The organism is Stenotrophomonas sp. 59 (genome assembly GCF_030291095.1).
GTDB lineage: Bacteria > Pseudomonadota > Gammaproteobacteria > Xanthomonadales > Xanthomonadaceae > Stenotrophomonas > Stenotrophomonas maltophilia_Q.
The window spans coordinates 2706394-2720034 of record NZ_CP127408.1 but is presented as its reverse complement, the minus strand read 5'-3'; the positions used below and the strand labels follow the sequence as shown (position 1 = coordinate 2720034).

Sequence of the window (13641 nt, the reverse complement as noted above, 5' to 3'; positions counted from 1 at the left end):
GACAAGGAGAATCAACGTGTACTTCAAGTCCCTGGACTATCCGGTCATTGTCATCGACAACGACTACGAGTCGCCGCGCATCGGCGGCATCCTGATCCGCGCCCTGGTGGAAGAGCTGCGCAGCAACGACCAGCGCGTGCTGTGTGGCCTGAACCTGGATGATGCCCGCGCCGGTGCCCGTACCTACGTGGCGGCGTCGGCGGTGCTGATCTCGATCGACGGCAGCGAAGAAGTGGATGGCGAGTTCCAGCGCCTGACTGCCTTCCTGCGCGAGCAGAGCGCGCGCCGCGCCAACCTGCCGGTGTTCCTGTACGGCGAGCGGCGCACCATCGAGAAGGTGCCGAGCAAGCTGCTCAAGTACATCCACGGCTTCATCTTCCTGTTCGAAGACACCAAGAGCTTCATCTCGCGGCAGGTGATGCGCGCGGCCGAAGACTACATGAAGAACCTGCTGCCGCCGTTCTTCAAGGCGCTGATCCATCATGCGGCCGAGTCGAACTATTCCTGGCACACGCCGGGCCATGCCGGCGGCGTGGCGTTCACCAAGTCGCCGGTCGGTCGCGCATTCCACCAGTTCTACGGTGAGAACACCCTGCGCAGCGACCTGTCGATCTCGGTGCCGGAGCTGGGCTCGCTGCTCGACCATACCGGCCCGATCAAGGATGCCGAGGAAGAAGCGGCGCGCAACTTCGGTGCCGACCATACCTTCTTCGTCACCAACGGCACCTCCACCGCCAACAAGATCGTCTGGCACGGCACAGTGGCGCGCGGCGACGTGGTGTTCGTCGACCGCAACTGCCACAAGTCGCTGCTGCACGCGCTGATCATGACCGGCGCGGTGCCGGTGTACTTCACCCCCAGCCGCAACGCGCACGGCATCATCGGTCCGATCAGCCTGGACCAGTTCACGCCGGAATCGCTGCAGCAGCGCATCGCCGCCAACCCGCTGGCCAGCAAGGCCTACCAGGCCGGCTCCAAGCCGCGCATCGCGGTGGTCACCAACTCGACCTATGACGGCCTGTGCTACAACGCCGAGAAGATCGCCGACGAGATCGGCAGCGCGGTCGATTTCCTGCACTTCGACGAAGCCTGGTACGCCTATGCCGCGTTCCATCCGTTCTACGAGAACCACTACGGCATGGCCAAGGGCAAGCCGCGCGAGCAGGATGCGATCATCTTCACCACGCATTCCACCCACAAGCTGCTTGCCGCCTTCTCGCAGGCCTCGATGATCCACGTGCGCAACTCGGCGCAGCGTGACCTGGATGCCGAGCGCTTCAACGAGTCGTTCATGATGCACACCTCGACCAGCCCGCATTACGGGGTGATCGCGGCCTGCGACGTGGCCTCGAAGATGATGGAAGGCGACGCCGGTCGTTCGCTGGTGCAGGAAATGCATGACGAGGCGATCGCGTTCCGTCGCGCGATGCTGCACGTGCGTGACGACCTCGGCCGCGACGACTGGTGGTTCAGCGTGTGGCAGCCCACCAAGGTCGAGCGCAGCCTGGGCAAGGGCGATGTGCCGGCACCGCTGGTGGCCAAGCGCGAGGAGTGGTACCTGCAGCCGGATGCGCACTGGCACGGCTTCGAGAACCTGGTCGACGACTATGTGCTGATCGACCCGATCAAGGTGACCCTGCTGACCCCGGGCCTGGCGATGGACGGCAGCATGGGCAAGCTGGGCATCCCGGCAGCGGTACTGAGCAAGTTCCTGTGGGGCCGCGGCATCACCGTGGAGAAGACCAATCTGTACTCGGTGCTGTTCCTGTTCTCGATGGGCATCACCAAGGGCAAGTGGAGCACGCTGGTCACCGAACTGATGGCGTTCAAGGAGCTGTACGACCGCAATGCGCCGCTGAGCCAGGCGCTGCCGTCGCTGGCCGCCGACTATCCCAATGCCTATGCCGGCTGGGGCCTGCGCGACCTGTGCGACGCGCTGCATGCGTTCAACCAGGAATTCTCGGTGGCCAAGGTGATGCGCGAGATGTACGTGGACCTGCCGACGCCGGTGATGACCCCGGCCGATGCCTACAACCACCTGGTCAAGGGCGAGATCGAGCGGGTCGACATCGAGCAGCTCAGTGGCCGCGTCGCGGCGACCATGCTGGTGCCGTACCCGCCGGGCATTCCGACCATCATGCCGGGCGAGCGATTCGGCGACAGCGACGAGCCGATCATCCAGTCGCTGCGCATCGCCCGCGAGCAGAATGCCCGCTTCCCGGGCTTCGAGTCGGACGTGCACGGGCTGATCATCGAGCACGACGGCGACGTGACCTCGTACAAGGTGGAGGTCCTGAAGGCCTGACCGGCGACGGTCGGCCCTTCGGCGAACGATGGATACCGCGCGCGAGCAACGCATCCTGAAGTTCTCGATCGGGGTCACCATCGCGGTCAGCGCGGTCGGCTTCAGCGGTGGCCTGCTGGTCGGATCGCAAGCCATCCTGTTCGACGGCGTGTACAGCCTGGTCGACGTTGCCCTGACCCTGGTGTCGTTGTCGGTGCTGCGGCTGGTGGCGCGGGAACAGAGCCCGCGCTTCCAGTACGGCTACTGGCACCTGGAGCCGATGGTCGAGGCACTCGGCGGGGTGATCCTGTCGCTGGCCTGCGTGTATGCGCTGGCCAACGCGGTGATCGGCTTGACCACCGGCGGGCACGAAGTGAAATTCGGGCCCGCGCTGTGGTGGGCGGCATTGCTGAGCGCCAGCAACCTGGCGATGGCGGCGTTCGTCGCGCAGCGTGCGCGGCGCCTGCGCTCGGCGTTGCTGTGGCTGGACGTGCGTGGCTGGCTGCTGGGCGGGCTGATGAGCCTGGCGGTGGTGCTGGCCTTCGTACTGGCACTGGCGTTGCACGGCGGCGAGTGGCACCACTGGGTGCCGTACCTTGATTCGATCGTGCTGGCATTGATCAGCCTGGCGGTGCTGCCGGTGCCGGCGCGCAGCGCCTGGAAAGCCATGCGCGAGGTGCTGCAGGTGGCCCCGGACGATCTGGACCGGCGCGTGCAGCAGGTGATGCAGGCGTTCGTGGCCGAGCACGGCTATGCCGGATTCACCAGCCATGTGGCGAAGATGGGGCGCATGCGGTTCATCGAGATCCATGTGCTGGCTGACCCGGCGACGCCGTTGGGTTCGGTGGGCGTGGTCGATGCGATGCGCGACGAGATCGCGGTACGCCTGGATGCCCGTGGCAGCACGTTCTGGCTGACCATCGATTTCACCGCCGACCCGGCGTGGACGTAGCCCTGCTTCTTTGGCGCCGGGGCCTCGCCCGGCCAGGTTCCGTTCCCCTGTAGAGCCGAGCCCAAGCCCGGCTGCCGTTCGCATGCAGCAGCCCAGTATCGGCCCGGCGATACAGCACGCTGCGATCGTTGCGCATGGCGGACTGCTCTGTTGCGCGGGGTGTATTTGACCTCAACCCGGGTTGAGGTCGCAGACTGCCTCGCAGGTCCACAGCGCCTAGCGCAGGTAGTACTCCACCGGCACCACCAGCTCCTGCGGTGCCTTCAATTCATCGGGAATGGGCGGTAGTGGCTGGGCGCGACGAAAGGTCTGCAGGGCTGCGTCATCAAGCATCGGCTGGCCACTGGACTGCTCCAGCCGCAGGGCCAGCAGGCGACCTTCGCGGTCGATGCTGGCCCTGACCCAGGCAGTGCCCTGCTGCCGGCGCGAGCGCGCGGCGGCGGGGTAATAGCGGTAACGTTCCAGCCGCGCCATCAGGCGGGCTTCCCACTGGTCGCTGGCGGCGCCGGCCTGGAAGTCCGCCGGTGGCGCGTCCGGAGCGGGCGGCGCGGCCGTGATCGATGCCGGTGCGGGACTTGCATCGGTCGCGGCCGCAGGCGGGGCGACCGGCAACGGCTTTCGGCCCGTCCCCCCCGTCTCGCTGGCGGCCAACTCGCCCTCGCGCGCTGCGGTGGGCGTCGGTGGCGGGGGCGACTTCATCGGTTGCGATGCACGAGCCTGCTGCGCCTGGCTGGCGGTATCGGCCTGGCGTTCCTCCACCGGCTGTGGCGGCGTGGCCGGTGCCAGCAGGCGCAGGCTGATGCGCACATCCTGTTCTGGCGGCGGCAGTGACGGCGGCGCGGCGACCCAGTGCACCAACAGCAGCAGGGGCAGCAGATGCAGACCGACGCTGATCACGACCGCCCGCCAGTGTTGGCCGCGCTCACTCATCGCCCAGCACCCACAGCAGATCGGCGTCGGACGCATCAACGACTTCGCCGGGCGAGGCCAGCACGATCACCAGCGCCGGAGCATCTGCCGACAGGTAGCCCGGCACGCCGGTGCCCCGCAGCACGTGCCAGCGCCCGGCCAGCAGCAATGCCGGCGTGGGTGCATCGGCAAGGACCTGCGCCATGCGCCTGTCGCGGGCCTGCTGCACGGCCAGCATGCCGTCCAGCATCGGCGCGGCGTCTGCGTGCTGGGCCAGCACCACTGCAGACAGGCGTTGCTTTGCAGCGGTCACCGGGAACTGAACGGTTCCGGTAGAGGCCAGCAACGCGTTGACCTCGGTGCGCGACAGATTGCCACCGAACAGTGGAACGCCCGCATCAGTTGCATCCTGCACCAGTCCGCCATAGGCCATCCACGGCCAGCGCGCATCCCAGTCCAGCAGTTCCTGCAGGCGAGCCCCCTCGGCGTGGTTGTCCTTGGCCAGCCAGCGCTGCACACGTTGCAGGCGTGGCTGGCGCTCGCTGGCGATCATCTCCATCACCAGCGCGCCTTGCGGGCGCACCTGTTGCAGGGCGTGCAGCAGCCAGCGCTGGGCCGCATGGTCTCCGGCGAGGTCATGGCGTTCACCCAGCAGCAGCCGCTGCGCATTGGCCGCACGCTGCACGAATGCGGTCTCGTCCAGATGCTGGCCGCTGGCCAGGTCGGTCACCGTGCCGGGCATCGGCTGCGCGCCGGCCATGCCCGCCAGCGCCAGCAGGCACAGTGGCAACCAGCGACGGCTAGAACGCCACATTGATGCCCATCGAGACGGTGCGGCCACGGCCGTTGCCGCGGTCCAGGATCGGGCTGAAGATACTGTCGATCGAGGCATTGTTGTCATAGGACTTGTTCTGCAGGTTTTCGATGTTCAGCCACAGCGTGGTATTGGCCTGTGGCTTGAAGCTGGCGTAGAAGTCGAGCAGCACACCGGTGCCGCCGGTCTTGCGGGTCTGGAAGAAGTCGTAGCCTTCCTCGGTGGGCCCGGAGTATTCGGCGCGCAGGCCGGCCTGCACGCGCTGCTGCCACCAGCGGCCGCCCACGTTCAGCGTCCAGTAGCGGTCGGGCAGGGCGGTGATGTCTTCCAGGTTGACGAACTCGATGGCCGGTGCGCTGGTGCGCGAGCGGGTCCAGCTGAGCGTGGCGTGGTAGTGCTCGCTGGCGTAGTGCGCTTCCAGCTCGATGCCGCGCATGCGTACAACGCCCGGGTGGTTCATCCAGCGCGTGGTGGTGGTGAAGTCGTCTGCATCCAGCACATCGGTCCAGGCATTAAGCTGCGGATCGCTGTCGATCGGCACCACGAACGGCTCCAGTTCCGGCGGATGCACGATCAGCAGGTACTGCGGCTTGATGTAGTCGCGGATGCGGTTGTCGAAACGGGTGATGCGCAGCTGCGCCAGGTCACCGTCGACCAGCAGCGAATCGGTGCTGAGGTTGGCACCGAACTGCAGGTTGCGTGAGCGCTCGCGGCGCAGGAACGGATTGGCACCGATACCGTCGGCGACGCTGGCGTCCTCCAGCGGGATCTTCTCGAAGAACATCTCCTGGACGCGTGGCGGCCGCGAGGTGCGCGAGACTTCAGCGAACAGCTGCAGCCAGTCGGTGGCCTGCAGTGAAACCGCCAGGCTGGGGCTGAGTGCGCGCTCGCTGCGGCGCACGTCGATGTCGCCGCCATTGATCTCCGTGCATTGGCCCGGCACATCGGAGCACACCGGGATATGGCCACGGATGCCATAGCGATCCTGGCGCAGGCCAGCAGTCAGCGCGTAGATGTCGTACTGCAGTTCCAGGGTGCTGAACACGCTGTCCAGCTGGCTGCGGCCCTGCGGGTTGGCACCGCGCAGGATAGGGGTGTCAGCCACGTAGATGTCCGACTGGTGCTTGATGCCGGTGTTCCAGCGCGCCTGCACTGCGCCGATATCGAAGCGGCTGGTGTTGTCGAGCGTCCAGCTGCTCAGGCTGCTGTGGGTGCGGCGACCGATGTAGTTCGAATCCTCCACAGGCGGGTAGAACAGCCGGGTCTTGTTGCTGGCGAACGTCGCACGCAGGTCGATCCACGGCGTGTAGGGCGTGTAGTGATAGCTGGCGCGCTGGTTGCGCGCGGAAATCTGCCACGGGTAGTTGTGGTAGAAGTCGTTTTCGTAACGCATGTGGCTCAGGTCGAGCCGATGCTGGTCGCTGGGCTGCAGGCGCGCTTTCAGCAGCCAGCTGCTGGGCTGCTGGCTGCCAGGATCGGCGTCGTTCTTCTGCCCTCGGGCGGTGGCGTATTCGCTGCTGCGGCTGCTGCTGGCAGCGGCCAGCAGGCCGAACTGGCGGTCGCCGCCGTCCTCGCTGTGGCGCCAGGCGCCGGCGAAGGTACGGCCGCTGCCATAGCCGTTGTTGCCGTGGCGGTAGCCTGCACGCAGGCCCCAGTCGCGGTCCTCGCCGAGCAGATCGTCGATATCGAGCGTGCGGAAGTTGGCACTGCCGGCCAGCGTGCCAGCGCCATCACCGCCGGCAACCGCACCGCGCTGCACGTCCACACCGGCCAGCAGGAACGGATCGACGTAGGCGAAGGGACCACCCGAGCCATGGCCGGCATTGTTGCGGAAGGTCTGGGTGACACCGTCGATCATGGTGTTGACCCGCCCGGCACCGGTCATGCCACGGATGTTGACCTGCAGGCCCGGTTGGCTACGCGAATGGAAGCTGTGGGTACCGGGCATCGAGCGCAGCAGGCTGTTGCCGTCCTGGCGTTCGGCCATCGCCACGCGCTCGCTGCCGACCGTGGGTGCGAAGCCATCGCGGGTGGCCGGCACGTACTGGCTGGCGCCGGCGCCTGGTGCGTGGCCCTGCGCGGTATCGCCCTGCACCCGCAGGGGCCCGGTGCGGCGGCTGCCGTCACTGCGCTCGGCCGGCGCCGGTTCCAGGGTGGCGCGACGCGCATCGATGAAGCGTGGGCGCAGGCCACTACCGGCCAGCAGGCGTGACAGCGCCTGCACATCGTCAAAATCGCCGCGCAGGGCGGGTGCGGCATGACCGGCGGGAAGCGCCGCGCCGACGACCAGGTCGATACCGGTCAGCCGGCTGTAGGCGTCCAGCGCGGCAGGCAGTGGCTGGGCGGGCAGGTCATAGGTGCGCGTGGCGGCCTGCGCATGGGCACTGGTGGGCAGCAGTGGAACGGTGCTGGCGCAGGCCAGCGACAGGGCAAGGACAAGGGGGCGGGGGCACAGCATCGGGGGCTCCAGGGGCTGACGCAGAACGTCGTCATCCTGGGTAGACGCAGCCATGGGCGGGTTGTCAGGGTCCATCGCGATGATCCCCGCGCGGCGGCATCCACACCTGTACGCCATTGCCAAGGCGAAGCACGCGCACCTGCAGCTGTGTGGCCAACTGGTCGCGGTTGCCGGCGGCGCCGTCTGCACTTCCCAGCAGGGTGACCGGCTGTTGCCGCAGTCGCGCCCCGATGATCCAGGTGCGCCCACCATGCCAGCGGTCCAGGCCCTGGGTGACCTCGATCAGCGGTGCGGAGACCCAGTGCAGCCGTCGCTCGCGCCAGGCCATCGCAGCAGCATCCGCTGGGAGCAGCGTGGTGGATGCCTGCCCGTCGAAGCGCATCTGTTGTCCTTCGGACGCTTGGCGGGTGGCGCTGCCGGACTCCACGCTGACGCGATGTTCGGTGACCGTCACCACGCTGCTGTCGTCCTGCACGGCAAGGTCGAACGCCGTGCCCAACGCGGTGACCGTGCCATGCGGTGTATGCACCTGGAACGGTCGTTGCGCATCGGCAGTGACCTGGAACCAGGCCTGGCCGCGGTCCAGCTGCAGCTGGCGGCGTTGTGCGTCGATGCGGACGTGCACTTCGCTGCCCGGGGACAGCAGCACGTGCGAGCCGTCCGGCAGGGCCTCGTCGCGGATCTCACCGGACGCGGTACGCAGTACCTGCGCGGCGGGCGGCGAGGCATGGCGGCTGTAAAGGCCGAGCGCGCACAGCAGCAGCACCGCGAGGCCGGCTTCACCCAGGCGCCGACGCTGCCGTCGTTGCAGCTGCCGCTGCAGGCTGGGCATCGTCGCACCGGCCTGCCACAGCTGCTGCAGGTGCAGGTACTGCGCGGCATGGCGTGGATCGGCCCGGCACCACTGCTCGAAGGCGTTCTCGTCGCGGTCGCCGTCGTGCCCATCCAGCCACCAGCGGGCAGCTTCGCGCGCAATGGCCTCCTGGCTCATGTGCCGGGTACCTGCTGCAGGGCGACCAGGGCGCGCAGCAGATGGCCATGCGCGGTCTGCCGGCTGATGCCGAGCTGGCGGCCGATTTCAGCCAATGCCATCTGTTCCACGCGGGCCAGCAGGAAGACCTGGCGCGAGCGCGGCGGCAAAGCGGCGATGATGGCATCGAGATGGCGCAGCTGTTCGGCATCAAGCAGGCGCTGTTCCGGCAGGGGCGCGGGATCTGCGATGGCATGCAGCTGCGCGTCCTCCAGCGCCTCTTCGCGACGACGCTGGCGTTGCCGATAGTGGTCGGCGATCAGGTTGTGGGCAACGCGGTACAGGTACGCACGGCCATTGCTCAGCAGACCGCTGGCGGCGACTTTGACGACACGCAGCCAGGTTTCCTGGACGACGTCATCGGCGTCGCTGCGTTGCGGGAGTTTACGGCGGACATGGGCGTGCAGCGGCCGGTAATGGGCCGCGCACAGATGCGCGACATCCGTCGGTTCGACAGGCGTGGACACGGGGCGGGCGACAACTGGGAAAGGGAACAGCCCGCGGCGGCAAGGGCAGCGGCTGCACCTTACAGCAAAAGAGAATCATTTGCATCCATGGTCGATGTGCGTCGACGGGCGGACTGTAGAGTCGACTGTCAGTCGACTGCTTTTCTGATCGACCGCTCCTTCCGTAACAACTGCAGAATCCCGCGTTTCGCGCGGTAGTCGACTAACAGTCGACTCTACCGCCGCCCCGCTGGTTGCTCCCGCGGTAGTCACAATGGATCTGCAGTGCTTCGGTCGGGTTGTGGTGCAGCTGGAAGCCGCACTGCTGCAGGCTGTGCTTCACCCGAGCGATCGCCTCGGCATGGCGGGCGACGCGGCGCGCCTGCCAGCCGGTTGGCGTGAAAACGCCTAGTGGCAGCAGCCGTAGACGCTGGCCGCGCAGCACCATGGAAACATCGACGTGACGGCCATCGATGTCGTGACCGTTGGCACCGAAGATGGCATCGACTTCATCGCGGCGCCGCGGGTAGCAGGTGCGGAACACCACGATGCCGAGCCGCCGTACCGCGCGGCGGAACCCGCCGAGGCGACCGTGGCGGGATTCGAAGCCGCGTGTGAGCAGCAGGCGCAGTCCAGCAGGCAGGCGTGCCTGCGCGTCGAGCAATCGTTGCAGCACCTCTGCTTCGATCTGGATATGGGTGGAGGGCCAGCGCGGGGCGACAAGCAGCCCGTGGTGGTTGCCGCGTTGCAGGGTCAGCATGCGTGAAGCTTCGCATGCGGGCGAACAGCCGGGGTAGTGCCGGCCGCTGGCCGGCATCAGGCGGGAGAACAGATTTGCCGGCCAGCGGCCGGCACTACCATCGTCGGGTCAAATGTCGCGGTACTGGATCTGCGCGGCCAGCACACGCAGTCCGTCGGCATTGCTGGACAGGATGCGCTCTTCGCCGACCCCCTTCTGCCGCTTCAACTGGAAGCCCTGGTGGGCAGGCAGCTGTGCGGCGATGCTGTCCATGCGCTGCAGGGCATCAGGCCCGCTGCAGTCGAAGTGGCCCCAGTAGGCGCCGTCGCGGTGGATCTGCAACCGGTAGTTCATCGCCGTATCTCCGGCAGATCCTGCAGCCATTGGTCGAACATCGCGGTAGCGGCTGCGGCCAGTGGTGCGCCATAGCGGCGTGCCTGCGCGCGCAGGTCGTTGGGGTCGATGCGGGCCTGGGCCAGCTCCAGCGTGTGGCCGATCAGCCAACGCTCGAACTGGCGGGCATCCAGTTCCGGATGGCATTGCAGGGCCAGTGCGTAGCTGCCGATGGCGAATGCCTGGTGGCGGCAGGCCGGCGTGCTGGCCAGGCGGCGTGCATCGACTGGAAGTTCGAACGCCTCGCCGTGCCAGTGCAGCACTGGAATGCCCTGCAGTGCCTGCAGCGGCGAGCGCTGGCCCTCATCGGTGAGCAGCAGCGGCGCGAAACCGATCTCCTTGCCGCCACTGGGGACAACGCTGGCACCCAGCGCACGCGCCATCAGCTGCGCGCCGAGGCAGATGCCCAGCGTGGGCCGCTGCTGCTGCAACCGCGCCTTCAGCAGCGCGATGCTGTCGTTGAGGAACGGGTAAAGATCAACATCGTTGACGCTGATCGGCCCCCCCAGCACCACCAGCAGGTCAGCCGCTTCGGCCGGATCGAGTGCATCTACACCAGCCTGCAGCACCTGCAGTTGCCAGCCCTGCGCCATCAGCAGTGGCTGCAGGGTGCCGAGGTCTTCAAAGGCAACGTGTTGCAGGACAACCGCGTTCTTCATGCCGGGGCTCCGTTGTTCGGCCAGTAGAAGCTGTCCGGAGTGGCGCGGGCGCCGAAGATGGCCTGGCCGACGCGGACTACGGTGGCGCCTTCCTCGATGGCCACTTCGAAGTCCCCGGACATGCCCATCGACAGCTGCGACAGGTCGAGGCCGGGTGGGGCGCTGCGTTGCAGCTGATCGCGCAGTTCACGCAGGCGCACGAAGCACGCCCGCACACGTTCGACTTCGGGAGTGAAGATGGCCAGGGTCATCAGGCCACGCACGCGTAGCCGGTCGAAGACTGGCAGCTGCTGCACGAAGGCCCCGACGGCATCGGGTTCCAGGCCGTACTTGCTGGGTTCGGCGGAGGTGTTGACCTGCACGAACACATCCAGCGTGCGGTCTTCCAGCTGCAGGCGCTGCTGCAGCGCCTCGGCTACGCGCAGGCTGTCCAGCGCCTGGAACTCGCTGGCAAAGCGCGCCACGTAGCGTGCCTTGTTGGTCTGCAGATGGCCGATCACCGACCAGTGCACGCCCAGGTCGGCCATTGTCTCGGCCTTGCGCTGTGCCTCCTGCACCTTGTTCTCGCCCAGTTCGTGGCAGCCGGCGGCCACCGCCATGCGGATGCGGGCGTCATCCACGGTCTTGCTGACCGGCAGCAGGCGGACGCTGGCCGGATCCCGGCCGACGCGGGCACAGGCATCGGCAATGCGTTGGCGCACTGTGACCAGGTTGGCGGCGATCTGTTCAACGGACTGGGCGACGGGCCAGTCGGCGGCGGCAAGGGGCATGCGGGCACCTCCAATGCAGGGCGGCCAGGGTGGGATACACTGGCACAGGACAAGAATTATTTTGGCATAGGACAAAATGAAAATCACCGGGCATAGCGCCGAGTCGATCTTCGACAGCATCCGCGATGGCATCGGCAAGGGCCGTCTGCCGGCCGGCAGCGTGCTGCCGCCGGTGCGCGAGCTGGCCGATCAGCTGGGGGTCAATCGCAATACCGTGGCCGCCGCCTACAAGCGATTGGATGCGGCGGGCCTGGCCAGCACCGCAGGCCGGCGCGGCACGGTGGTGCGTGGCCTGCCGCCGACGCTGGCGCGCGAGGGCAGTGTGCCCGGGCTGGCCCTGCATGACCTGGCCGGTGGCAATCCGGATCCGCGCCTGTTGCCCAGTCTGCGCCTGGCGCCGGCCGCGCCACGGCTGTATGGCGTGGGCACGGTCGATCCGCGGTTGCAGGCGCTGGCGCGGGCCTCGCTGGATGTGGATTGCCCCGAAGGCTATGCGCTGGAGCTGACCCATGGCGCGGTCGATGGCATCGAACGCCTGCTGGCGGCGTGGCTGCTGCCGGGCGATCGCATCGCGGTGGAGGATCCATGCTTCCTCGGCAGCCTCAATGTGCTCAATGCTGTGGGCCACGCGGCGTTGCCGGTGGCGGTGGATGAACACGGCATGCAGGTCGAATCGCTGCGGCAGGCACTGGAGAGCGGCGCACGCGCGGTGCTGTTGACCCCACGGGCGCACAATCCGACCGGTGCCAGCCTGGATGCGAAGCGGGCACGCGCATTGCGCCAGCTGCTGTCCGCCTATCCGCAGGTGGCGGTGTTGATCGACGATCACTACGCGCTGCTCTCGCAGCAGGCCTATCACTCGGTGCTGCCGCTGGATGGCCGGCGCTGGGCGCTGCTGCGTTCGCTGTCCAAACCGCTTGGCCCGGACCTGCGGCTGGCCTGGCTGGCCTGCGATGAAGAGACCGCGATGCGGTTGCGGTTGCGGTTGGCGTCCGGTACCGGCTGGGTCAGCCACCTGCTGCAGGATGCGGCGACGTCGGTGCTGGAGTCGGCATCGCAGCGGGCGAAGATCGCCTCGGCGGGGGAGCGTTACCAGCAACGCCTGCAGTCGCTGCAGGAACTGCTGCGTGCGCGTGGCGTGCCGACGCCACAGCCGATGGAAGGATTGAACCTGTGGCTGCCGCTGCAGGCCGACAGCCATCCGCAGGTGCTGGCGCTGGCTTCGCGCGGATGGCATGTGCGCGCGGGCGAAGTGTTCGCGGTGGCAGCACCGGGGCATGGCCTGCGCATCACCTGCGCGGCGCTGGGGACGGCGCAGCTGCGGCAGCTGGCCGATGACCTTGCGGCGGTGTGTGGGGTGTAGCGCCGGGCCATGCTCGACTGCTTCTACCAACAGGAGCCGAGCATGGCTCGGCTCTACAAAGGTGAAGCAAAGCCGAGCATGGCTCGGCTCTACAGAGAAGCAAAGTCGAGCATGGTTCGACCCTACAGAAGCCGATCAGGGCGCGGCGTTCGCGCCCGGGCGCACGTAGTAGGACTGGCCACTGTCATCGACGAACATCAGCTCCGGCTTGCCCTGCCAGGATGTGAGCATGGCGCCGGTGTTGTTCTGGTGCTTGACCATCAGGCTGGCGCCACGGTCCGGGTTGGCGACGACCTTGAAGACTTCGGTGGTGCCGGTGGCATCGTCCAGCGTGAGCAGGGCTTCGCCGCCGCGGTCGCTGGTGCCATAGCCACCGCGCTCGGAACCATCGGGGCCAAGCAGGATCAGGCCGGACAGTGCCGTGGCACGCGGTCCGACGGGGCGGCCCTGGCTGAGGGGATCGGGAACCGGTGCGCCGAGGATCACCCGCGGCTGGCCGCTGTCATCGTGGATGACCAGGCCGCGCGCTTCGATGATCCGCTCTGGCGATTGGCTGCGATGCAGGCTCCAGGCGGTCCAGCCGGAAACGAGCAGGGCAAGGGTCGAGACCACCAGGGTGGTCAGCAGCAGCACACGGGGCATCGGGTCGTCCTTCCTTGGATAGGCCGACGATAGCGGATGCAAAAGGGGATGGGTAGAGCCGGCCGGTAGAGTCGGCTGGGTAGAGTCGACTGTTAGTCGACTGCTGTTCGATCAGGTCGCGGAAGTTCCCGCGCTGACGCGCGCTAGTCGACTAACAGTCGACTCTACCCAGTAGCCATCAT

Annotated in this window: 13 protein-coding genes; 3 read left to right on the top strand and 10 right to left on the bottom strand. The window is 67.4% G+C overall.

The genetic code is table 11. The annotated features are described in order from the left end of the window. The first annotated feature begins 16 nt into the window (after window positions 1–16). Together QP552_RS12620 and QP552_RS12615 are read left to right on the top strand one after the other, a co-directional pair. A complete protein-coding gene (locus tag QP552_RS12620) occupies window positions 17–2305 on the top strand; it encodes an Orn/Lys/Arg decarboxylase N-terminal domain-containing protein (protein ID WP_286073775.1) in 2289 nt (762 codons plus the stop codon). Window positions 2306–2333: 28 nt separating this feature from the next. Next, a complete protein-coding gene (locus QP552_RS12615) occupies window positions 2334–3236 on the top strand; it encodes a cation diffusion facilitator family transporter (protein ID WP_111113394.1) in 903 nt (300 codons plus the stop codon). 216 nt (window positions 3237–3452) lie between these two features. Here QP552_RS12615 and QP552_RS12610 read toward each other — a convergent pair whose 3' ends face one another. The 9 genes from QP552_RS12610 to QP552_RS12570 all read right to left on the bottom strand — a co-directional run bounded on the left by QP552_RS12610 (window position 3453) and on the right by QP552_RS12570 (window position 11454). Beyond that, entirely contained in the window at window positions 3453–4166 is a 714-nt protein-coding gene (locus QP552_RS12610; RefSeq protein ID WP_106550446.1) for an energy transducer TonB, read from the bottom strand. Further along, entirely contained in the window at window positions 4159–4959 is an 801-nt protein-coding gene (locus QP552_RS12605; protein WP_286073773.1) for a ChaN family lipoprotein, read from the bottom strand. Before QP552_RS12605 ends, QP552_RS12610 begins: the two co-directional genes overlap by 8 nt. Beyond that, window positions 4946–7417, bottom strand: a complete 2472-nt coding sequence (locus QP552_RS12600) for a TonB-dependent receptor (protein ID WP_286073772.1) — start codon at window positions 7415–7417, stop codon at window positions 4946–4948. Before QP552_RS12600 ends, QP552_RS12605 begins: the two co-directional genes overlap by 14 nt. Before the next feature lie 64 nt (window positions 7418–7481). Beyond that, window positions 7482–8408: a FecR domain-containing protein gene (locus QP552_RS12595; RefSeq protein WP_286073771.1), complete on the bottom strand. Its 927-nt coding sequence runs from the start codon at window positions 8406–8408 to the stop codon at window positions 7482–7484. After that, a complete protein-coding gene (locus QP552_RS12590; RefSeq protein ID WP_106550442.1) occupies window positions 8405–8914 on the bottom strand; it encodes an RNA polymerase sigma factor in 510 nt (169 codons plus the stop codon). The genes QP552_RS12595 and QP552_RS12590 overlap by 4 nt, the downstream gene beginning before the upstream one ends. A 202-nt stretch (window positions 8915–9116) precedes the next feature. Beyond that, window positions 9117–9653, bottom strand: a complete 537-nt coding sequence (locus QP552_RS12585; RefSeq protein WP_286073770.1) for a hypothetical protein — start codon at window positions 9651–9653, stop codon at window positions 9117–9119. Window positions 9654–9761: 108 nt separating this feature from the next. Then, window positions 9762–9986, bottom strand: a complete 225-nt coding sequence (locus QP552_RS12580; protein WP_106550440.1) for a hypothetical protein — start codon at window positions 9984–9986, stop codon at window positions 9762–9764. Continuing rightward, on the bottom strand, window positions 9983–10684 hold the full coding sequence (locus QP552_RS12575) for a glutamine amidotransferase (protein WP_111111160.1): 702 nt from the start codon (window positions 10682–10684) through the stop codon (window positions 9983–9985). Before QP552_RS12575 ends, QP552_RS12580 begins: the two co-directional genes overlap by 4 nt. Next, on the bottom strand, window positions 10681–11454 hold the full coding sequence (locus tag QP552_RS12570; protein ID WP_106550438.1) for a YggS family pyridoxal phosphate-dependent enzyme: 774 nt from the start codon (window positions 11452–11454) through the stop codon (window positions 10681–10683). Before QP552_RS12570 ends, QP552_RS12575 begins: the two co-directional genes overlap by 4 nt. A gap of 76 nt (window positions 11455–11530) precedes the next feature. On the opposite strand from QP552_RS12570, the gene ptsJ reads away from it, so the two are divergent. Continuing rightward, the gene (gene ptsJ / locus QP552_RS12565) at window positions 11531–12817 is read left to right on the top strand and encodes a transcriptional regulator PtsJ (protein ID WP_286073767.1); all 1287 of its coding nucleotides are present in this window, start codon (window positions 11531–11533) and stop codon (window positions 12815–12817) included. 135 nt (window positions 12818–12952) lie between these two features. On the opposite strand, the gene QP552_RS12560 is transcribed toward ptsJ, so the two are convergent. Next, entirely contained in the window at window positions 12953–13459 is a 507-nt protein-coding gene (locus QP552_RS12560; RefSeq protein ID WP_286073766.1) for a hypothetical protein, read from the bottom strand. Between the last annotated feature and the right edge of the window lie 182 nt (window positions 13460–13641).